Annotated in this window: 18 protein-coding genes and 1 pseudogene; 6 read left to right on the top strand and 13 right to left on the bottom strand. The window is 73.1% G+C overall.

Annotated features, from left to right (window positions below):
* Nucleotides 1-53 precede the first annotated feature (53 nt).
* A complete protein-coding gene (locus tag ACN6LD_RS07785) occupies nt 54-599 on the bottom strand; it encodes a bacterial proteasome activator family protein (protein WP_319186746.1) in 546 nt (181 codons plus the stop codon).
* Nucleotides 600-838: 239 nt separating this feature from the next.
* Here ACN6LD_RS07785 and ACN6LD_RS07780 point away from each other — a divergent pair, with 239 nt between their 5' ends.
* Complete coding sequence (locus ACN6LD_RS07780) at nt 839-1,378, top strand: hypothetical protein (protein WP_445042761.1); 540 nt, start codon at nt 839-841, stop codon at nt 1,376-1,378.
* 51 nt (nt 1,379-1,429) lie between these two features.
* Here the strand turns inward: ACN6LD_RS07780 and ACN6LD_RS07775 are convergent, their stop codons facing one another.
* The gene (locus tag ACN6LD_RS07775; RefSeq protein ID WP_319186748.1) at nt 1,430-2,410 is read right to left on the bottom strand and encodes an NAD(P)H-quinone oxidoreductase; all 981 of its coding nucleotides are present in this window, start codon (nt 2,408-2,410) and stop codon (nt 1,430-1,432) included.
* A gap of 198 nt (nt 2,411-2,608) precedes the next feature.
* Between ACN6LD_RS07775 and ACN6LD_RS07770 the strand changes: the two genes are divergently transcribed.
* Entirely contained in the window at nt 2,609-3,625 is a 1,017-nt protein-coding gene (locus tag ACN6LD_RS07770) for an ATP-binding cassette domain-containing protein (protein ID WP_445042760.1), read from the top strand.
* Nucleotides 3,622-4,470: an ABC transporter permease gene (locus tag ACN6LD_RS07765; protein WP_319186750.1), complete on the top strand. Its 849-nt coding sequence runs from the start codon at nt 3,622-3,624 to the stop codon at nt 4,468-4,470. Before ACN6LD_RS07770 ends, ACN6LD_RS07765 begins: the two co-directional genes overlap by 4 nt.
* Before the next feature lie 196 nt (nt 4,471-4,666).
* Here the strand turns inward: ACN6LD_RS07765 and ACN6LD_RS07760 are convergent.
* Nucleotides 4,667-5,365 (bottom strand): annotated as a pseudogene (locus ACN6LD_RS07760) (potassium channel family protein); the annotation flags it as partial.
* Between the two features lie 120 nt (nt 5,366-5,485).
* On the opposite strand from ACN6LD_RS07760, the gene ACN6LD_RS07755 reads away from it, so the two are divergent.
* Nucleotides 5,486-6,616 (top strand): potassium channel family protein, encoded by a 1,131-nt coding sequence (locus ACN6LD_RS07755; RefSeq protein ID WP_319186751.1) that lies wholly within the window; start codon nt 5,486-5,488, stop codon nt 6,614-6,616.
* Between the two features lie 129 nt (nt 6,617-6,745).
* Here ACN6LD_RS07755 and ACN6LD_RS07750 read toward each other — a convergent pair whose 3' ends face one another.
* The 5 genes from ACN6LD_RS07750 to pdhA all read right to left on the bottom strand — a co-directional run bounded on the left by ACN6LD_RS07750 (nt 6,746) and on the right by pdhA (nt 12,739).
* On the bottom strand, nt 6,746-8,146 hold the full coding sequence (locus ACN6LD_RS07750; RefSeq protein ID WP_445042759.1) for a molybdopterin molybdotransferase MoeA: 1,401 nt from the start codon (nt 8,144-8,146) through the stop codon (nt 6,746-6,748).
* Nucleotides 8,143-9,084, bottom strand: coding sequence for an NTP transferase domain-containing protein (locus tag ACN6LD_RS07745; RefSeq protein WP_445042758.1), 942 nt, complete (start codon nt 9,082-9,084; stop codon nt 8,143-8,145). The genes ACN6LD_RS07750 and ACN6LD_RS07745 overlap by 4 nt, the downstream gene beginning before the upstream one ends.
* A 72-nt stretch (nt 9,085-9,156) precedes the next feature.
* Nucleotides 9,157-10,602, bottom strand: a complete 1,446-nt coding sequence (locus ACN6LD_RS07740; protein ID WP_445042757.1) for a dihydrolipoamide acetyltransferase family protein — start codon at nt 10,600-10,602, stop codon at nt 9,157-9,159.
* Nucleotides 10,602-11,606 carry an alpha-ketoacid dehydrogenase subunit beta gene (locus ACN6LD_RS07735; RefSeq protein ID WP_319186755.1) on the bottom strand — a complete coding sequence of 335 codons (1,005 nt, stop codon included), beginning with the start codon at nt 11,604-11,606 and terminating at the stop codon, nt 10,602-10,604. Before ACN6LD_RS07735 ends, ACN6LD_RS07740 begins: the two co-directional genes overlap by 1 nt.
* Entirely contained in the window at nt 11,606-12,739 is a 1,134-nt protein-coding gene (gene pdhA / locus ACN6LD_RS07730) for a pyruvate dehydrogenase (acetyl-transferring) E1 component subunit alpha (protein WP_319186756.1), read from the bottom strand. Before pdhA ends, ACN6LD_RS07735 begins: the two co-directional genes overlap by 1 nt.
* 367 nt (nt 12,740-13,106) lie before the next feature.
* On the opposite strand from pdhA, the gene ACN6LD_RS07725 reads away from it, so the two are divergent.
* A complete protein-coding gene (locus ACN6LD_RS07725; protein WP_057578187.1) occupies nt 13,107-13,562 on the top strand; it encodes an Lrp/AsnC family transcriptional regulator in 456 nt (151 codons plus the stop codon).
* A 3-nt stretch (nt 13,563-13,565) separates the two neighbouring features.
* Here the strand turns inward: ACN6LD_RS07725 and ACN6LD_RS07720 are convergent, their stop codons facing one another.
* Together ACN6LD_RS07720 and ACN6LD_RS07715 are read right to left on the bottom strand one after the other, a co-directional pair.
* Entirely contained in the window at nt 13,566-14,156 is a 591-nt protein-coding gene (locus ACN6LD_RS07720) for a TetR/AcrR family transcriptional regulator (protein WP_319186757.1), read from the bottom strand.
* On the bottom strand, nt 14,153-15,667 hold the full coding sequence (locus tag ACN6LD_RS07715) for a 3-hydroxyacyl-CoA dehydrogenase (protein WP_445042756.1): 1,515 nt from the start codon (nt 15,665-15,667) through the stop codon (nt 14,153-14,155). The genes ACN6LD_RS07720 and ACN6LD_RS07715 overlap by 4 nt, the downstream gene beginning before the upstream one ends.
* Nucleotides 15,668-15,826: 159 nt before the next feature.
* On the opposite strand from ACN6LD_RS07715, the gene paaN reads away from it, so the two are divergent.
* Complete coding sequence (gene paaN / locus ACN6LD_RS07710; RefSeq protein WP_319186759.1) at nt 15,827-17,521, top strand: phenylacetic acid degradation protein PaaN; 1,695 nt, start codon at nt 15,827-15,829, stop codon at nt 17,519-17,521.
* 81 nt (nt 17,522-17,602) lie between these two features.
* On the opposite strand, the gene ACN6LD_RS07705 is transcribed toward paaN, so the two are convergent.
* From ACN6LD_RS07705 to ACN6LD_RS07695, 3 genes are all read right to left on the bottom strand, one after another.
* Nucleotides 17,603-18,394 carry a TrmH family RNA methyltransferase gene (locus ACN6LD_RS07705; protein WP_319186760.1) on the bottom strand — a complete coding sequence of 264 codons (792 nt, stop codon included), beginning with the start codon at nt 18,392-18,394 and terminating at the stop codon, nt 17,603-17,605.
* A 205-nt stretch (nt 18,395-18,599) separates the two neighbouring features.
* Nucleotides 18,600-19,874, bottom strand: a complete 1,275-nt coding sequence (locus ACN6LD_RS07700) for an HTTM domain-containing protein (RefSeq protein ID WP_445042755.1) — start codon at nt 19,872-19,874, stop codon at nt 18,600-18,602.
* A complete protein-coding gene (locus ACN6LD_RS07695) occupies nt 19,871-20,737 on the bottom strand; it encodes a DUF5819 family protein (protein WP_445042754.1) in 867 nt (288 codons plus the stop codon). The genes ACN6LD_RS07700 and ACN6LD_RS07695 overlap by 4 nt, the downstream gene beginning before the upstream one ends.
* Between the last annotated feature and the right edge of the window lie 118 nt (nt 20,738-20,855).

Genomic DNA, 20,855 nt, shown 5'->3' with positions numbered 1-20,855 from the left:
CGTCCAGGACGCCGGGCCCCTCTTCTCGTGCCGTCGGTTCGGGTGGTCGGGTTCTACAGGTACGGTCCGCCGGTGCGGCCGCCCGCGCGCGGGTCGTCGCCGCCCTCGTGGCCGACGCCCGGCGGCAGGGCGCGGCGCATCTGCTCCAGCTGGGCGCGGGCGGCCATCTGCTGCGCGAAGAGGGTGGTCTGAATGCCGTGGAAGAGGCCCTCGAGCCAGCCGACCAACTGGGCCTGCGCGATGCGCAGCTCCGCGTCGCTCGGGGTCGACTCCTCGTTGAACGGCAGGGAGAGCCGCTCCAGTTCCTCGACCAGTTCCGGCGCCAGGCCGTCCTCCAGCTCCTTCACCGAGCTCGAGTGGATCTCCTTCAGCCGGACCCGGCTCGCCTCGTCCAGAGGAGCCGCGCGCACCTCCTCGAGCAGTTGCTTGATCATGCTGCCGATGCGCATCACCTTCGCGGGCTGCTCGACCTGCTCCGTCACCGGGATCTCACGGGAGTCCTCGTCGGCGTCGATGCCGCCCAGCGCCATGCCGTCCTGGCCGACGACCAGGATCTTCTGGGCGTTCTCCGGCGACCTTTCGTTCCTCGACATCTCCATGCCGCCATTCTCGCGCACGCTCCGCCCCGTCATCGTGCCGCCCCCGCGACAGACGCCCGGAGTTCCCGTTCGGCGGATTCCGGAATGCGGCGCGATTTCACGAATGTGAGGCTTGTCGCGTCCTTTCTTGGCGACTAGGTCTCCTCAGGGCGGCCGGGTACTGGGAGGGGGTCACGGACGTGACTCCATGGCAGCGGACGTCGGGCGCGACGCGTACCGGCGATCGAGGGCGCGCGACGGTGCGCGTACGGAAGCGGACGCGGCGCTCGGCCACGCCGATGCGGACCCCGGCGGCGACGGGGGCGTTGGCCCTGGCGGGTGTGTGCCTGCTGCTGCCGGGCGGCGGTGCGTCGTACGCGGCCGCCCCGGCGCACGCCGTCGCGCCGCAAGCCGCTTCCCCGTCCCAGTCCGCCTCCTCCCGTGAACCGGACCGGGCGGGCAGCCGGGCGGGCGAAGGCCGGCAGCGCCCCGGGCGGGCGGCCGAGGAGGCGGACGACGCCTCCGGTGTGGGCGCGCTGCCCGACGACCCGGACGAGGCGAGCGCCGGCGACGTGGAGGCCGGGGACGGCGACACCGGCGACGACGCCGCGTCCGCGTCGCCGGAAGCCGCCGTTCCCGCGACACCGGCCGCGCCGCGGGACGACGTACGGCAGGCGGCCGCCCAGGGGGAGCGGGCCGACGGTCCCGTGCTGCAGATCCTGCCGCTCGGCAGCGGCCTCGTCCTCATCGGCCTCGGCATCGCCCTCGCTCTCGCGGCCCTGCGCCTGCGGCGCGGATAGCCGCGGCCCTGCGGCGCGGACAGCCGCGGCCGCACGGGCTGCGGGCCGCCCTCAGGGGGCGATCAGCAGAACCTTGCCGACATGGCCGCTCTCCTCGACCACGCGGTGGGCGGCGGCGGCCTCACTCATCGGCAGTTCGCAGTCGACGACGGGGCGCACATGGCCGGCCGCGAGCAGCGGCCACACGTGCTCGCGCACGGCCGCCACGATGGCGGCCTTCTCTCCCCGCGGCCGGGCCCGCAGCGACGTCGCGCTGACGGCGGCCCGCTTCCCGAGGAGCATGCCGATGTTCAGCTCCGCCTTGACGCCGCCCTGCATGCCGATGATCGCGAGCCTGCCGTTGACGGCGAGGGCCTGCACGTTGCGGTCGAGGTACTTCGCGCCCATGTTGTCGAGAATGACATCGGCGCCCGCGCCGTCGGTGGCCTTCTTCAGCTCCGCGACGAAGTCCTGCTCGCGGTAGTTGATCAGGATGTCGGCGCCCAGCCCGGCGCACCGGTCCAGCTTCTCGGCGGTGCCCGCGGTGACGGCGACCTTCGCGCCGAAGGCCTTGGCCAGCTGGATCGCCATCGTGCCGATGCCACTGGACCCGCCGTGCACCAGCAGCGTCTCGCCCGGCCGGAGGTGGGCGATCATGAAGACGTTCGACCAGACGGTGCTGGTGACCTCGGGGAGCGCGGCGGCCTGCCGCAGGCCGACGCCCTGCGGCACGGGCAGCAGCTGGCCGGCCGGCACGGCGACCCGCTGTGCGTATCCGCCGCCCGCGAGCAGCGCGCACACCTCGTCGCCGACGTTCCAGCCGGACACCCCCGGGCCGAGCGCGGCGATCCGGCCGGAGCACTCCAGGCCCGGGTGGCGGGAGGCCCCGGGCGGCGGGTCGTAGAAGCCCTGCCGCTGCAGGATGTCGGCGCGGTTGACGGCGCCGGCCACCACCTCGACCAGGACCTCGCCCTCGCCGGGTACGGGATCGGGGACCTCGTCCCAGACCAGCGCCTCTGGACCACCGGGTTCGGGAATCGTGATCGCATACATGGGGGCGACGCTACTCCTCCCCCGTCCGCCGCCTTCGATCATGGTCCGGCCCCCTCCGACCACGGTCCGGCCCCCTCCGGTCATGATCCGCAGCCGGCGACGGGTGGGCCTCCGGCGAAAACCCACGTGCGATCACCGATGAGTTCCGGCGAAGGTAAAGGTCTTCCCATGCGTAGCCGAGTACGCGGAAGGAACCCCATGAGCGATCACACCGCCGGTCCGGCGATCGAGACCGCGGGCCTGGTGAAGACGTTCGGCGGCACCAGGGCGGTGGACGGCGTCGACCTCACCGTGCCCACCGGCACGGTCTACGGCCTCCTCGGCCCGAACGGCGCCGGCAAGACCACCACCGTCAAGATGCTCGCCACCCTGCTGCGGCCCGACGGCGGTGAGGCCCGGATCTTCGGCCACGACGTCGTCAGGGAGGCAGACGAGGTACGCGGCCGGGTCAGCCTCACCGGCCAGTACGCCTCCGTCGACGAGGACCTCACCGGCACCGAGAACCTGGTGCTCCTGGGGCGGCTCCTCGGCCACGGCAAGAAGGCGGCGCGGGAACGGTCCGGCCAGCTCCTGGCCGCGTTCGGGCTCGCGGAAGCCGCCGCGAAACAGGTCAAGCACTACTCGGGCGGCATGCGGCGCCGCATCGACATCGCCGCCTCCATCCTCAGCACGCCCGACCTGCTCTTCCTCGACGAGCCGACCACGGGGCTCGACCCGCGCAGCCGCAACCAGGTCTGGGACATCGTGCGGGCGGTGGTCGCCCAGGGCACCACCGTGCTGCTGACCACCCAGTATCTCGACGAGGCCGACCAGCTGGCGTCCCGGATCGCCGTCATCGACCGGGGCCGGGTCATCGCCGAGGGGACGAAGGGCGAACTGAAGGCGTCCGTCGGCGCCGGGTCCGTCCATCTGCGGCTGCGCGACGCCGGCCAGCGGACGACGGCCGAGCAGGTGCTGCGGCTGACCCTCGACGCAGACGTCCAGCCCGAGCCGGACCCCGTGGCGCTGACCGCCCGGCTGAACGCCGCCGCGCAGGACGGTGCCGCCGAGCAGGCCGCCCGGGCCCTCGGCGAACTCGCCCGGGCCGGCGTCACCGTCGACAACTTCTCCCTGGGCCAGCCCAGCCTGGACGAGGTGTTCCTCGCCCTCACCGGACACGACACACAGGCCGACACGGGCAGCCGGGCGGCCCGGGAAGGCGAGGAGGCGGCATGAGCACCACGACCACCACGGACGTCCAGGACCTCGCGCCCGTCAGCGCCGAGTCGCTGGCCGCCCTCCTCGTCTTGAAGGAGCGTCCGCCGCGGCCGAGCGCGCTGTCCGCCTCCCTGACCTTCGGCTGGCGGGCGATCCTCAAGATCAAGCACGTCCCGGAGCAGCTCTTCGACGTGACCGCCTTCCCGATCATGATGGTGCTGATGTACACGTACCTCTTCGGGGGCGCCCTGGCCGGCTCCCCGGAGAAGTACATCCAGTTCCTGCTGCCGGGCATCCTGGTGATGTCGGTCGTGATGATCACCATGTACACGGGCGTCTCGGTGAACACCGACATCGAGAAGGGCGTCTTCGACCGCTTCCGGTCGCTGCCGATCTGGCGGCCGTCGACGATGGTCGGCTATCTGCTCGGCGACGCCCTGCGCTACGCGATCGCGTCCGTGGTCATGCTGACCGTGGGCCTCGTGCTCGGCTACCGGCCGGACGGCGGGGTCGCGGGAGTCGTCGCCGGCATCGCCCTGCTGATCGTCTTCTCGTTCGCGTTCTCGTGGATCTGGACGATGTTCGGACTGCTGCTGCGCACCGAGAAGTCGGTGATGGGCGTCAGCATGATGGTGATCTTCCCGCTCACCTTCCTGTCCAACGTGTTCGTCGACCCGCACACCATGCCGGGATGGCTGCAGGCGTTCGTCAACAACAGCCCGGTCACCCATCTCGCCTCGGCGGTGCGCGGCCTGATGGCGGGCGACTGGCCGGGGGCCGAGATCGCCTGGACGCTGGGCTGGGCAGGACTGTTCGTGCTGGTCTTCGGGCCGGTGACGATGCGGCTGTACAACCGCAAGTAGCGCCACCGTTGGGCCGGCTGTGGCTTCGGTGCCGGCGCACCCCGTCGCACCGAAGCCCGCCGCGCCGAAGCCCGTGGCCCCGCTGCTCTGCGGCCCTGCGGTACGGCGGCCCCGCGGTACGGCGGCCCCGCGGTACGGCGGCTCTGCGGCCCTGCGGTACTGGGGCCCATGGCCGAGCACGGCACGCGGGCTCGCCTCAGGCCGGCGGGAGCGGCGGGACGCCCGGCATGCCCGGCGTCCCGAGCGAGGCCCGCCCGGGGCCCGGGCCGATCCGCACGATCGCGACCAGCCGGTCCGTCGGCTCCAGCACCCCGATCGCCGGATCGTCGTAGGCGAGCACCCGGTGGCCGCGGACGACGCTCACCACCAGGTCGGCCGTCTCCCGCGGCCCCCGGCCGACCTCGGCCTTGGTGACGGGCCGTTCCACGAGGTCGAGCCCGTCGCCCTGCCGGATGAGGTCCTCCATGACGCTGCCCGCCGCCGGGCTGAGCACGGACAGACCGAGGAGCCGGCCGGCCGCGCCGGCACTGGTGATGACCTCGTCGGCGCCGGACTGCCGGAGCAGCGGCGCGTTCTCCTCCTCGCGGACCGCCGCCACGATCTTCGCCCCGGGATTGAGCTGCCGGGCCGTCAGCACCACCAGCACCGCCGTGTCGTCGCGCTGGGTCGCGATGACGATCCGCCCCGCCCGTTGCACCTCCGCCCGCCGCAGCACGTCGCTGCGCGTGGCATCGCCGACGACGCCCTCGTAGCCCTCGCTCCGGGCCGCGTCGATCACCTTCGCGCTCGGGTCGATCACCACGACCTGTTCCTTGCGCAGCCCGGAGGTACAGGCCGTCCGGATCGCGGACCGCCCCTTCGTTCCGAAGCCGACGACGACAGTGTGGTCGCGCAAGGGGACCTCCGGGATCATGGACATCTGCGGGCTCATGGACACGTGTTGCAGCATGACGGGCACGGGCCCGCCGGGAACCATGGTGCCCACCGTTCGGATCACCATCACAGGGGGCACGGGTTGAAGGACCACGAACGACCGCCGGCACGTCCGGTCAGGCTGTCCCTCTTCAGGTCCCTCTGGTACCGCTCACGCACCGAGGCCCGGGAGGACGCCGAGGCGGGCCGCTCCATCACGATGCCCGTACGGATCGGTGCGCCCCCGCTGTTGCAGGTGCTGCGCCGCCTCAGCGTCGCTCTGCTGGTGCTCGCGATCACCACACTGATCGTCTACGCCGACCACGACGGCTACAACGACAACTCGGACGGCTCCGTGAGCCTCCTGGACGCCGCCTACTACGCCACCGTCACGCTCTCCACCACCGGCTACGGCGACATCACGCCGGTCAGCGACACGGCCCGGCTCATCAACATCCTCGTCATCACCCCGCTGCGCGTCCTGTTCCTGATCATCCTGGTCGGCACCACCCTCGAAGTGCTCACCGAACGCACCCGGCAGCAGGTCCGCATCCACCGCTGGCGGGTCCGCACCAGCGGTCACATCGTGGTCGTCGGCTACGGCACCAAGGGCCGGCACGCGGTGCAGACGCTGGTCGGGAACGGCATCTCCAAGGACCAGATCGTGATCGTGGACGCACAGCGCAAGTCCGCGCTCGCGGCCGGCGACGACGGACTGGTGTCGGTGACGGGGGACGCCACCCGCTCGGAGACCCTGGTGAAGGCCGAGGTCCAGAACGCCTCCCGGGTGATCGTGGCCCCCCAGCGCGACGACACCGCGGCCCTCGTCACCCTGACCGCGCGCCAGCTGAACCGGCGCGCCACGATCGTCGTCGCCGCCCGCGAGGACGAGAACGTGCCTCTGCTCAAACAGAGCGGCGCGGACACCGTCGTCACCAGCTCCAGCTCCGCCGGACGGCTGCTCGGCGTGTCGCTGGTCAGCCCGACCGTGGCCCAGACGCTGGAGAACCTGATGACCCTCGGCAGCGGCCTGGACCTCATCGAGCGCCCGGTCTCCACGGCGGAGGTGGGAGAGGACCCGCGCTCCTGCGGGGACCTGATCGTGGCCGTCGTCCGGGGCAAGCAGCTCCTGGACTACACCGACCCGCGGCTCGCCCGTCTCCAGTCGGGAGACCGTGTGATCACCGTCAGCCGGGCAGCCCCGGTCTCCGACGAACAGGAAAGTTTCACGTGAAACACCGCGTCGTGAAACACCGCGTCGTGAAGGACCACGTCGTGAAGGAACACTCGTGACAGGACCGCGTCGTGAAAGACCGGGTCGTGAAAGACCGCTTCATGACGGCTTCCTGAAAGACCGCCTGTTTCACGTGAAACAGGCGCCGACCCCGGCCGTCGCCCACGGCAGGTCGAGGAGTTCGGCCTCCTGACCTGCCCGCGCACCGCCCGGTGGCACGACGGCGAGGGCGTCGGCCGCCGCGATGCCGCGCAGCATGGCCGGCCCGTTGTAGTGCAGCGCAACGGCGTGGTCGCCTCGTAGGGACACCGGGACGAGCCGTGTGTCGTACGGATGGCCGTGCACCGTGTCCCGCAACGGCAGTGCGTACGGCTCGGGCGCCGGGCGGGCGGCCAGGGCCCGTAGCAGCGGCTCCGCCAGCGTGAGCAGACCGGAGACGGCCGCGAGGGGGTTGCCGGGCAGACCGACGAGGTGCTGGTCGTCCTTGGTGCGGGCCAGCAGCATGGGGTGGCCGGGACGTACCTTCACTCCGTCGACGAGGAGTTCGGCGTCGATACGGCGCAGGACGGGGTGCACATGGTCGACGGGACCCGCGGCGGTGCCCCCGGTGGTGACGATCAGGTCGGCGCCCGAGCCGGTGACCGCCTTGTGCAGGGCCTTCGCGTCGTCGCCGAGCCTGCGCACGGCGATGACGTCGGCGCCCAGCGCCCGCAGCCACGGGGGCAGCATCGGGCCGAGCGCGTCCCGGATGAGTCCGTCGCGCGGGCGGCCCTCGGCCAGCAGTTCGTCGCCGAGGACGAACACCTCGACCCGGGGCCGGGGGACGGCGGTCAGCGTGTCGTATCCGGCGGCCGCCGCGAGACCGAGCACGGCCGGCGTCACCACCGCTCCGGCGAGCAGCAGCTGGTCCCCGCTGCGGCACTCCTGGCCCCGCGGCCGGATGTCCTGGCCGTGCTGCATCTCGCGGGTGGGGTGCAGCCGGCCGTTGTCGTCAGTGCGCCCGTGCTCGCTGCGCAACACCGCGGTGGTGTCCGGGGGGATGCGGGCTCCGGTGGCGATCCGGACGGCCTCGCCGTCGGCGAGGGGCGCAGGAGCCGCGCTTCCGGCCAGCACACCCTCGTCCCGGACGTGCCAGGGGCCCGGGCCGGCGACCGCCCACCCGTCCATCGCCGAGGTGTCGAACGAGGGCAGGTCGGTGAGGGCGGTCAGCGGAGCTGCGAGGACGAGGCCGAGGGCGTCGCCGAGGGTCACGGAGACGGGGGCGCGGCGGGCTGCGCGGGACCGTGCCGCGCGGGCGGCGATCGTGCGGGCCTCGGGCCAGGGGGTCGCCCGGTGGCGGTGCTCCTGTGCGGCGCTCCGATGACCTGCCTCCGGGGTGCGCGACGGCGAGGCGCCCTCGCTCGCACGCCGTCCGGGACCGTGGGCACCGGTCGGGCGGGCGGGGCTGTTGCCGTCCTTCACGAGGGCGAGCGCCTCCTCGACGTCGAGGTCCTCGGCGTCGAGACCCTGTCCCGTGCCGCCGGGGGTCATCCGGCGTCCGGTCCGGAGCGGGTGGGCTCCGTGCCCGTGGTGTGGCTGCCGGTGGTGTCCGTGCCGGTCGCTCCGGCGGCTCGGTCCTGCTCGGCCTCCGCCTCCTGGGCCCAGCGCAGCGCGAGGGCGGTGGCCTTGCGGGCGGCGTCGGCGACGGCCTCGGGTCCTCCCTCGGCCCGCGCGGCCGCGTAGCCGACCAGGAAGGTGGTCAGCGGGGCTGCGGGCCGGGCCACCCCGTGGGCGGCGTCCCGCGCGAGGTCGAGCAGGGCGCCGGTGTCGACGTCGAGGTCGATGCCGAGTTCGTCCTTGACTGCGGAGATCCATTCGTCCAACACGTGGCCATGCTCCCTGATCCGTGCCCTGGCGGAGGCGATGTCGTCCCAGGTGTCGCAGTCGAACGACGCGACGGGGTCGGGGACGCGGGTGAGTTCGAGTCCGGCGGTCAGCCGACGCAGGGGCAGCCCGGCGAGACCGCCCCGGTCCGCGGTGAGCACCGCCAGTTCGCGGCGCAGCGCCGCCGTACGGTACGCGGCGACGAGCGGCTGGTCGCGGCCTTCGCCGTCGGTGAGCAGCACGCCCTCGCCCGTTCCGGCGCGCAGGGCGGTCAGCAGCCGCCGCACGGTGTCCGCGGTGAGGAACGGCAGATCGGCGGAGAGGACGAGGACGTCGTCCGCCGCGGTGTGCCGCAGACCGGCGTCGAGCGCGGCGACGGGACCCGCCCCGGGCGGGTCCTCGCGCGCCCATCGCACCGGCCGGGCGGTGGGGCGGCGCCCGGCGACGACGACGGTGGCGCGCGCGTCGACGCAGGCTCCGAGCACCCGGTCCAGCAGCGCGCGCCCACCCACCCGCACACCCGGTTTGTCGGCGCCGCCCAGCCTGCGGGCGCCGCCGCCGGCCAGCACGACGGCGTCGTAGACGGCGGACTCGTTCGAGGTCACCCCACGAGTATGCGGTCCGCCCGGGGCAGCCGGTCCCCCTGGATCACGGGAAACCCACGGGCCCGGTCGAGCTCACAGCGTGCGCAGCAGCACCGCCGGCTGCTCCACGCAGTCCGCCACGTGGCGCAGGAAACCGCCGGCCGTGCCTCCGTCGCACACCCGGTGGTCGAAGGTGAGCGAGAGCTGGACGACCTGGCGCACGGCCAGTTCGCCCTCGTGCACCCATGGTTTGGGCACGATGCGGCCGACGCCGAGCATGGCCGCCTCGGGGTGGTTCACGATCGGCGTGGATCCGTCGACGCCGAACACGCCGTAGTTGTTCAGCGTGAAGGTGCCGCCGGTCAGGTCGGCCGGGGTGAGGCGTCCGGCACGGCCGGCCTCCGTGAGCCGGGCGAACTCCGCGGTGAGGCTCTCGGCGTCCCGGGCGTGCGCGTCGCGGACGACCGGGACGACGAGTCCGCGCTCGGTCTGCGCGGCGAATCCGAGGTGGACGTGGTCGAACTGGACGATCTCGCGAGCCGCCGTGTCGACGCTGGCGTTGAGCTCGGGGAACCGGACCAGGGCCGCGGTGCAGATCCGGGCGAGCAGCGCGAGGAGCGAGATCTTCGGTCCGCCGGCCGCGTTCATGGCGGCGCGGGCGCGCATCAGCTCCGTCGCGTCGGCGTCCACCCAGCAGGTGGCGTCGGGGATCTCGCGCCGGCTGCGGGAGAGCTTGTCGGCGACGGCGCCCCGGACGCCCTTGAGGGGGATACGGCGCCCGTCGGCGGTGCCCGGCGCGGGCGTCACGACGGTGTCCGGAAGGGACCGCACGGCCTGGGAGCCGACCGGCGCGGCGGGAGCACGCAGGGCGTTCTCCACATCGGCCCGCAGGATCAGCCCCTGGGGTCCGGAGCCGGTGAGCTGCCGCAGATCCAGGCCGTTCTCCCGCGCGAGACGACGCACCAGCGGAGAGATCACGGGGACGGGGCCGTCGGGCGCCCGGTGCGGGGCGCGGACGGCATCGGCGTCCACCGGAACCGCCACGGGAGCCGGAGCGGCGCCGGACGACAGGGCGTGCGGCACCGCCGCCGGAGCCGTCGCAGCCTCGGAGGGGCCGTGCGTCGTCGCCGGGGCGGCCGCCGGCGTCGGCCGGACCGACCGCACCCGCCTGCGCCGTGCCGGCGCCTCGGACGTGCCGTACCCCACCAGCACGTTGCCCGAGCCCTCGGACGCCCCGGCCGGTCCACCCCGTCCGGGCGGGTCGGCGGGCCCGAGCGCGTCGCCGGAAGCAGGGGCGCCGACCGCGACCGTGATCAGCGGGGCGCCGACGGGCAGTTCCGTGCCCTCCTCGCCGAAGCGGGCCGTGACCACGCCGCCGTAGGGGCAGGGCACCTCGACCATCGCCTTGGCCGTCTCGACCTCGACGACCGGCTGGTCGACGGCGACCACGTCGCCGACCTGGACCAGCCAACGGACGATCTCCGCCTCGGTGAGCCCTTCTCCGAGGTCGGGCAGCTTGAACTCCAGCACCTGTGCCATCAGTTCCCGGCCTCCCACTGCAGCCGCGCCACGGCGTCCAGGATGCGGTCGACGCCGGGCAGGTGGTGGCGCTCCAGCATCGGCGGCGGATACGGCAGATCGAACCCGGCGACGCGCAACACCGGCGCCTCCAGGTGGTGGAAGCAGCGCTCGGTGACGCGGGCCGCGATCTCTCCGCCCGGACCGCCGAACGAGCCCGACTCGTGGACGACGACCGCGCGGCCGGTGCGGCGCACCGACGCGGCGACCGTCTCGTCGTCGAAGGGCACCAGGGACCGCAGGTCGACGACCTCGAGGTCCCACCCCTCGGCCCGCGCCGCCTCGGCGGCCTCGAGACAGACCGGCACCGACGGCCCGTACGTGATCAGGGTCGCGCTGCGGCCCGGGCGCCGCACGACCGCGCGGCCGATCGGCTCGACCGACTGCGGTTCCTGCGGGTTCCAGGAGTCCTTGGACCAGTAAAGGCGCTTGGGTTCGAGGAAGACGACCGGGTCGTCGGAGGCGATGGCGGCGCGCAGCAGACCGTAGGCGTCGGCGACCGTGGCGGGCGTGACGACGTGCAGGCCCGGCGTCGCCATGTAGTACGCCTCGGAGGAGTCGCTGTGGTGCTCCACGCCGCCGATGCCGCCGCCGTAGGGCACGCGGACGGTGATCGGCAGGGGCATCCGGCCGCGGGTGCGGTTGCGCATGCGCGCGACATGGCTGATGAGCTGCTCGAACGCCGGATAGGCGAAGGCGTCGAACTGCATCTCCACGACCGGGCGCAGGCCGTACATGGCCATGCCGACGGCGGTGCCGAGGATGCCGGCCTCGGCGAGCGGGGTGTCCGTGCAGCGGTCCTCGCCGAACTCCTTCGCGAGCCCGTCGGTGACCCGGAACACCCCGCCGAGGGCGCCCACGTCCTCGCCCAGGACGTGCACGGCCGGGTCGGCGGCCATCGCGTCACGGAGCGCGCGCGTGAGGGCCTGCGCCATGGTGGCGGGCTTGAGGGCGACCGTCGTCATCAGTGCGCGCCTTCCTGCTCGGCCTCGAGCTCCGCCCGCAGCAGCTCCTGCTGCTCGCGCAGCTGCGGGGTGGGTTCGGCGTACACGTGGGAGAACAGGTCCATGGGGTCGAGGACCGCGTCCTGGTTCATCCGGGCGCGCAGGTCGGCGGCCATCTCCTCGGCGGCCTCCCGCACGGTGCGCCGGGTGTCCTCGTCGAGCAGCCCGCGCGCGGTCAGTTCGTGCTCCAGCAGCTCGATCGGGTCGTGCTCACGCCAGGTCTCCACCTCGGCGTCGGCGCGGTAGCGGGTCGCGTCGTCGGCGTTGGTGTGCGCGTCGATGCGGTACGTCACCGCCTCCACGAGGGTCGGGCCGCCGCCTTCACGCGCGCGGCGCACGGCGTCGGTCAGCACCTCGTGCACGGCGACCGCGTCGTTGCCGTCGACCAGCCGGCCCGGCATGCCGTATCCGACGGCCTTGTGGGCCAGCGACGGGGCCGCCGTCTGCTTGGCGAGCGGCACGGAGATCGCGAAGCCGTTGTTCTGCACGAAGAAGACGACCGGCGCCTGCCAGACGGCGGCGAAGTTCAGCGCCTCGTGGAAGTCGCCCTCGCTGGTGCCGCCGTCGCCGACCATGGCGAGCGCGACCACGTCGTCGCCCTTGAGGCGGGCGGCGTGCGCGAGGCCCACGGCGTGCGGGAGCTGGGTGGCGAGCGGGGTGCACAACGGCGCGACCCGGTGCTCGTAGGGGTCGTAGCCGGTGTGCCAGTCGCCGCGCAGCAGGGTGAGAGCCTCGACGGGGTCCACGCCGCGCGCGACGACGGCGAGGGTGTCGCGGTAGCTGGGGAAGAGCCAGTCCCGCTCCTGCAGAACGAGCGCGGCGGCGACCTCGCAGGCCTCCTGGCCGGTGCTGGACGGGTAGACGGCGAGTCTGCCCTGCTTGGTGAGGGCGGTGGCCTGGACGTTGTACCGGCGACCGCGCACCAGCTGCGCGTGGAGCCTGCGCAGCAGCTCCGGGTCGGCCTGCGCGGCCGCCTCGGTGCCGAGGACGCGGTACGGCTCCGCGTCGGGCAGCAGCGGCGCGGGGTCGGTACGGGGCTGCCAGGCCGGCGGCGGAGTCGGCCGGTACGCGCCCCGCTGCTCCATGACCGTCATGACGGCACCTCCTCGGAGGAGTGGCTACGGGCGGCGCGTCGGTTGTGATGCGCCTCACCTACCGATTGTTCGGTCGTCGGCACATTTTGGCTACAGGGCCCCTCAGGCTGTGGACAAACGGTTCTGCACAGCCTGAGATGGGTGCAGTACGTCCATACGGGAGAGGCGGGGGGACATGGCGCCTGAACAAATGGCCGAAGGGCCACAGAGCGGTGCCGCGCTTCCGTCGGGCAGTCCCGCGCTTCCGACGGGCGGTTCCGCGTCGGGCGGCCCCCAGCCTTCGGGCGGTTCCGCACCGAGCGGTCCGCAGCCGTCGGGAGGCCCGCCGTCCTCCGGGACCGGCCCTTCGCCGTCGGCCGGCACCCCGCTGCCGCCCCCGCGTCCGCTCGACGCCATCGACCAGGACATCCTGCAGATGCTCCAGGCGGACGGCCGCGCCTCCATACGGTCGGTCGCCGAACGGGTCCACGTCTCCCGGGCCAACGCCTACGCGCGGATCAACCGGCTCATCGAGGACGGCGTCATCCGCGGCTTCGGCGCCCGCGTCGACCACGAGCGGGCGGGACAGGGCACGAGCGCCTACATCACCCTGACGATCGTGCAGAACTCCTGGCGGACCGTGCGCGAGCAGCTTAGACGGCTGCCCGGCGCCTCCCACATCGCTCTCGTCGGGGGCGACTTCGACGTACTGCTCCTGGTGCACACACCCGACAACCGGGCGCTGCGCGAGGTGGTCCTCACCCGTCTCCAGGCGATCCCGGAGGTACTCAGCACGCGCACCCTGCTCGTGTTCGAGGAGGAGGATCTGGAGCCCCAGGGCTGAGCCCTAAGGGGCCGTGCGCAGCCCCTCGAAGACGAGCCGCACCACCGCGTCCGCCACCTCGCTCTCGACCATCCCCCGGCCGCCGGGCCGGTACCACTCGACGATCGAGTTGATCATCCCGAAGACCAGGCGGGTCGCGAGGCGCACCTCCATGTCGCCGCGCACCTCCCCCTCGGCGGCGGCCGCCCTCAGCAGCTCGGCGACCCGGTGGTCGAAGTCCCGGCGCCGATCCAGGGCCCACCGCTCGGTGTCGGTGTTGCCGCGCACCCGCAGCAGCAGCGTCACATAGGGCAGTTCACCGATGAGGACCTCGACCATGCGCCGCACGACGTACTCGAGGCGCTCCGAGGCGTGCCCCGCGCGCGCGTGCTCCTCGTCGAGGATCCCGAACAGTCCGTCCAGCGCCCGGCTGACGGCACGCCGCAGCAGCTCCTCCTTGCCGGCGACGTGGTGGTAGATCGACGACTTGGAGATGCCGGCGGCCCTGGAGAGGTGCTCCATGGAGGTGCCGTCGTAGCCGCGCTCGTTGAAGACCTGGACGGCGACGGAGAGCAGGCTCTCCGGGGTGTACGTGTCGCGCTTGGCGGTGGTCACGAGGCGCCCTCCCGCTTCTCCGTGGCGTAGGAGTGCCGGTAGAGCGCGAGGGACGGCGCGTAACGCCCGGAGGGGTCGCGTTCGTGCAGGTCGTCGAGGAGGGCGCAGGCCCAGGTGCGGCCGAGCCGGCGGCTCCACTCGAACGGGCCGAGGGGGTAGTTCACGCCGAGGCGCATGGCGGTGTCGACGTCCTCCTCGGTGGCGACGCCCTTGGCGACCGCGTCGTGCGCGAGGTCGACGATCCGGGCGACCGTGCGGGCGACGATCATGCCGGGGACGTCCCCGATGACGCTGACGTCCTTGCCGAGCGCCTGGAACAGGCCGACCGCCTCGGACATGGTCTGGGGGGAGGTGTCCTGCGAGGAGGCGAGGGCGACGCGGGTGGCCTTGCGGTAGTCCAGGGCGAGATCGAAGTAGACGACGTCGCGGAACTCCACCGAGGTCTGGCCGTCGGCGAGGGCGAGCTGGCCGCCGCCGGGCAGCACCAGGCGGGTGCCGTGGTCCTCGTCCTCCTCGCGGACCTGGATGCCCGCCTCCCGGATCAGCGCGAGCAGCTCCGACGCGGGGCCCAGGTTGCCCTCGGCCACGACGTAGGCGGGCGGCCGGGCCTTCTCCGCGGTGTGCGGCTCGGCCGGCTCGGCTCCCTCCCGGTAGTCGTACCAGCCCTGGCCGCTCTTGCGGCCGAGGCGGCCCGACTCCACCAGGCGCCGCTGGGCGAGCGAGGGCGTGAAGCGCACGTCCTGGAAGAAGGACTGCCACACGGAGTGCGTGACCGACTCGTTGACGTCCTGTCCGATCAGGTCGGTCAGCTCGAAGGCGCCCATCCGGAAGCCGCCCGACTCACGCAGGATCGCGTCGATGGTGGCCGGGTCGGCGCCCTGCGCCTCGTAGACGGCGAACGCCTCGGCGTAGAAGGGCCGCGCGATGCGGTTGACGATGAAGCCGGGGGTGTCGGCGCAGGCGACCGGCGTCTTGCCCCAGGCGCGGGCGGTCTCGTACGCGCGCGTGGCCGACGTGACGTCGGTGGCGTACCCGGAGACCACCTCGACCAGCGGCAGCAGCGGCGCCGGGTTGAAGAAGTGAAGGCCGACGAAGCGCCCCGGATTGCGCAGGGCGCCGGCGACCGCGGTCACCGACAGGGAGGAGGTGTTGGTGGCGAGCAGGCAGTCCTCGCCGACGACGTCCTCCAGTTGCCGGAACAGATCCTGCTTGGCGTCCAGCCGCTCGACGACGGCCTCCACGACCAGGGAGCAGTCCGCGAGATCGGCGATGCTCTCCGCGGGTCGCAGCCGGGCGCGCGCCTCGTCCCGGTCGGTGGCGGCGAGGCGGTCCTTCTCGACGAGCCGGTCCAGGCGTGCGCCGATCGCGGCGGCCGCCTCACGGGCACGGCCGGGAACGGCGTCGTACAGCCGCACGGGGTGTCCCGCGACCAGGGCGACCTGGGCGATGCCCTGGCCCATGGTGCCTGTGCCGACGACGGCGACGGCGCTGCTGGGGTCGAGTCCTGTCATGTGCGCGATCCTCCCGCACGGGGATTTCCACAGATGCGGCAGGCCCCCTTGTCCCGACCGATCGTTCGGTTACTCTAGCCGTGACTGGCTGTTCCTGCCCAGGTTTCCGCCAGGTCATGAGCTCGACGGAGAGTTCTCAAGACGAGGAGTTGGTCCCGCATGGCCGCCGCCGAACTGACCGCGCACGCTCTGATCGCCCAGCACCGGCCCACCCTCGACCAGGCCCTGGAAGCGATCCGCACGCGCGCGTACTGGTCCCCCCACCCGGAACACCCCAAGGCCTACGGGGAGAACGGCAGCCTCGACGCGGCAGCCGGGAAGGCCGCCTTCGACGCCGTCCTGAACACCCGTCTCGACCTCGGCCAGCCCGGCACCGACGGCTGGGTGGACGGCGAGGTCTCGCCGTACGGCCCCGAACTCGGCGTCTCCTACCCGCACGCGGACGTGGACGCCCTGCTGCCCGCGATGCGCGCCGGACAGCGCGCCTGGCGGGACGCGGGCGCCGAGGTCCGCGCGATGGTCTGCCTGGAGATCCTCAAGCGGATCAGCGACCGCACCCACGAGTTCGCGCACGCCGTCATGCACACGTCCGGCCAGGCCTTCATGATGGCCTTCCAGGCGGGCGGCCCACACGCCCAGGACCGCGGCCTGGAAGCGGTCGCGTACGCCTACGCCGAGCAGGTCCGCACCCCCGGCACGGCCGAGTGGAGCAAGCCCCAGGGCAAGCGCGACCCGCTCGCGATGACCAAGAGCTTCACGCCCGTCCCGCGCGGCGTCGCCCTGCTCATCGGCTGCAACACCTTCCCGACGTGGAACGGCTACCCGGGCCTGTTCGCGTCGCTGGCCACCGGCAACGCGGTTCTGGTCAAGCCCCACCCGCGCGCGGTGCTGCCGCTCGCGCTGACCGTGGGCGTCGCGCGCGAGGTGCTCACCGCGGCCGGCTTCGACCCGAACCTGGTCGCACTGGCCGCCGAGCGCCCCGGCGAGGGCATCGCCAAGACGCTCGCCACCCGCCCCGAGATCCGGATCGTCGACTACACCGGATCGACCGCCTTCGGCGACTGGCTGGAGGCCAACGCCCGCCAGGCGCAGGTCTACACCGAGAAGGCCGGCGTCAACACGGTGCTCGTGGAGTCGACCGCGAACTACAAGGGCATGCTCGCCAACCTGGCGTTCTCGCTGTCCCTGTACAGCGGCCAGATGTGCACCACCCCGCAGAACCTGCTGATCCCCCGCGACGGCATCCGCACCGACGAGGGCCCGAAGTCCTTCGACGAGGTCGTCGCCGACCTCGCCCGCTCGGTCGACGGTCTCCTCGGCGATGACGCGCGCGCGAACGCCCTGCTCGGCGCGATCGTCAACCCCGACGTCAAGGCCCGTCTGGAAGCCGCGGCGGGCCTCGGCGAGGTCGCCCTCGCCTCCCGCGAGGTCGCCAACCCGGAGTTCCCGGACGCGATCGTGCGCACCCCGGTGATCGTCAAGCTGGACGGAGCCAAGCCGGAGGACGAAGCCGCCTACATGAGCGAGTGCTTCGGCCCCGTCTCCTTCGCCGTCGCGGTCGACTCCGCGGCCGAAGCGGTGGCCCTGCTGCGGCGCACCGTGCGGGAGAAGGGCGCGATGACGGTCGGCGCGTACACCACCGACGACGAGGTCGAGCAGGCCGTACAGGAGGTCTGCCTCGACGAAGCGGCCCAGCTCTCCCTGAACCTCACCGGCGGCGTCTACGTCAACCAGACGGCCGCGTTCTCCGACTTCCACGGCTCGGGCGGCAACCCGGCGGCCAACGCGGCCCTCACCGACGGCGCCTTCGTCGCGAACCGCTTCCGCGTCGTCGAGGTCCGCCGGGACGCCTAGGAGACCCGCAGGCCCGGAGGCACTCTGGGCGGCCCCCTGCCAGCACAGGGGGCCGCCCAGGAGCCCGCGACGGAGCCCGCCCTACGGGGCGGAGGCTCCGGAGAGGTGCGGTGCACCCCCTGCGGCGCTCCAGTGGTACAGCGTCATGGCCACACTGGTCGCGAGGTTGTAGCTGGAGACCTGGGGGCGCATCGGCAGGGCGAGAAGACGGTCGGCCCGCGCGCGCAGCTCGGGGGAGAGTCCGCTGCGCTCCGAGCCGAACGCGAGGAGCGCGTCGTCCGGGAGCTCGACGCCGCGGATGTCGTCGCCCTCCGGGTCGAGGGCGAACACCGGGCCGGCCGGCAGTTCGTCGACCGTGAGCCGCTCCACTGCGGTCGCGAAGTGCAGCCCCGCCCCGCCGCGCACGACGGTCGGATGCCACGGGTCGAGGGTGCCGGTGGTGACCACCCCGGTCGCCCCGAATCCGGCCGCGAGCCTGATCACCGCCCCCGCGTTGCCCAGGTTGCGCGGATTGTCCAGAACCACGACCGGGGTGGCACGGGCCGTCTGCCCGAGCCTGTCCAGGTGGGCCTCCCGCGAGGGCCGGACGGCCAGAGCGGCGACCGCGGTGGGATGCGGACGCGGCACCAGGGACGCGTACGTCGCCTCCGTGACCTCCGTCAGGAGCCCGTCCAGCGTCTCGCTCACGTCGGGGGCGAGTTCCCCGGCCAGGGCGAGTGCCGCCGCCCGGTCGACTGCGACCGCCACCGGGACCTCCGCTCCGAAGCGCACGGCGTGCTTGAGGGCATGGAAGCCGTCGAGCAGGACGGCCTCGCCGGCGAGCCGGCGCCACCGGCCGAGCGGGTCGGTACCTGCGGTCACGGGGTCGGTCATGCCGTGAACCCTACGTGGGCGCACCCGGCGCGAAATCTCCCGCCGCACGCGCGCCGGACGCGCCCGGCGCGGACCCCTACGCGGCGCGAGCCAGGCGTGGAACCTGCGCGCGCAAGCCCGGCATGGAGCCGTACGCGCGCGCAAGCCCGGCTGGACGTACGCGCGCACATGCCCGGCATGGGTCCGAGCGTGCCCGGCGTGGGTCCTACGCGCGCGTGCCCGGCGTGGAAGCCGCGGGAGCGGCCTGCTCGGGGGCCGGGCGCTCCGGGTCGTCCGGGTCCACCGGAACCCGCGGCTCGGCCTCCTCCTCCGTCCGGGCGCCGTCGGGGGCCGACTGTCCGCGGTCCGGGAGCAGCGCCTCACGCACGCGTGCCGCCCATCCGCCGACCCGGTGCAGAAACGGCGTCGGCAGGAAGACGGAGTCCGTCGCGATCATCGCCAGCGAGAAGAACGGCAGCCCGAGCAGGACCGCGATCACCGCGTGCTCCGCCATCATCAGCGCCAGCAGCACGTTCTTCAGCCGCCGGTTGAAGAGGGTGAACGGGAAGGCCACCTGCACGATGACCGTCCCGTACGTCGCGAGGAGGACCATCGTGCCGCTGGCGGTGAGCAGATCGGCGAGCGCGGGCCAGGGCGAGAAGTAGTCCAGGTGCAGGGGGTAGTACGCGGCGGTGCCGTCCTGCCAGCGCGAGCCCTGGATCTTGTACCAGCCGGCCGTCGCGTAGATCAGGCAGGCCTCGACCATGATCACGGCGAGGGCCCCGTTGTGCAGGACGTTGCCGATCACGTCGAGCAGGATCCGCGGCTGCGGCGACTTCCTCATGCGTCCGGCGGCCCACCACAGGCCCTGCGCGGCCCACGCCGCCCACAGCAGCGCGGGAATGGTCCACTCACTGTGGAAACGGTCCGCCACGCTCACCGTGACCAGCACCGCCCCGGAAGCGGCCCACAGAACGGGCCCGACCCGGTCGGTGATCCGTTCGCCCCGCGCGCGTGCCTCCTGCTCACGCCGCGCCCGCCGGGCGTCGAGCGACCAGACCTGACCGCAGCGCATGAACATCAGGTAGATCGACATCAGGTGCAGGACGTTGTCGCCGCCGTCGCCCATGAAGACGCTGCGGTTCTGCAGCGAGAGGACGCCGACCATGAACAGCACCGACATCGCGCGGGTGCGCCAGCCCAGCAGCAGCAGCGCGCCGGAGACCAGCGCGAGCGCGTACACGGCCTCGAACCAGGCCTGCCCGTCCGACCACATCAGGACGGTGAACGCACCGTTGCTGTCGATCAGCTGCCGGGCCAGCTCCCAGTCCCACGGACTGTCGGGGCCGTACAGCTCCTGGCGGTGCGGGATCTCCCGCAACAGGAACAGCAGCCAGGTGCCGCTGAAGCCGATCCGTACCAGAGCGCTCTGGTACGGACCCAGCGCCGACTCGGTGAGACGGGCGATGGCGGCGGACACCGAAAGGGAGAAGCGGTTCACCTCGAGCCTCCCTCGGTCGCGCCGTCCGGCACGGACCACCAGGACAGCACGCGGTACACCGGGCTCGTCGACACCTTGTCGGAGCTCCACTTCGCCGGGGGCACATTGGTGGTCCGCGAGCGGACCTGGACCCGCTCCAGGACTTCGCCCCCGCGGATCGCGCCGCGCTCGAGACGCATCACCACGATCCGGCGCAGATACGTCTCGGCGAGGGCGCCGCGCAGGCCGACGGGCCGGGCGGAGCCGTCGTGCGTGGCGGTGAAGAAGTCCCAGGCACGGCGCAGCTCGTTCTGCTGGGTGTGGCTCGGCACCAGGTTGCCGTCGATGTCGCGGCCGTCCTGCGCCGACAGGTCGTACCAGCCGGTGGTCCGCGACCCGCCGTCCGCGCCGCTGACCTGGGCGCGGACCTGGACGGCGATGTTCTGCTGCAGCGGGTTCGGCGCGAACAGCTTCCAGTTCTGTTCGAACTCCGGGTAGATCCAGTCGTCGATGGCCTTGCCGTGCGCCTTGGTGACGGTGTTCGACGGCGCGACGTGCAGGAACACCATCCCGACGTGCACGCACACGGCTACCGCGACGACGGCCAGCGCCAGCGCGGCGCCGACCTGGTAACGCGGCGAAAGGGCGGCCACACCGGTACGGGGCGGGAGGTGACGGGACGCTGTCGCGGAAGCGGGGTCGGATCCGGAGTCCGGACCAGGGTCGTCATCAGGGCCTTCGGCGCCCGGGCCGGGGCCGAAGGCGGGGCCGGAATCCGGGCGGGAAGCCGAGTCGGTGTCCGGGCCGGGCGCAGAGTCGTCATCCGGGCCGGCGTCGGCGTCGAGGCGGAGGGCCGGCTCGCCGGCTGCTTTCGCACTCCGCACGGGCGCGGGGCCACCGAGTTCGCCGCGCGGCGCGGGCAGGGCGCCTTCGAACGGCGACGACTCCGCCTCCGGCTCGCCTGACGAGCCTGCCCCGCCCGAGGCGTCCGCGGCGCTCGCG

Source organism: Streptomyces sp. SAS_272 (assembly GCF_052543235.1).
This window is presented reverse-complemented; position numbering and strand designations above follow the sequence as displayed.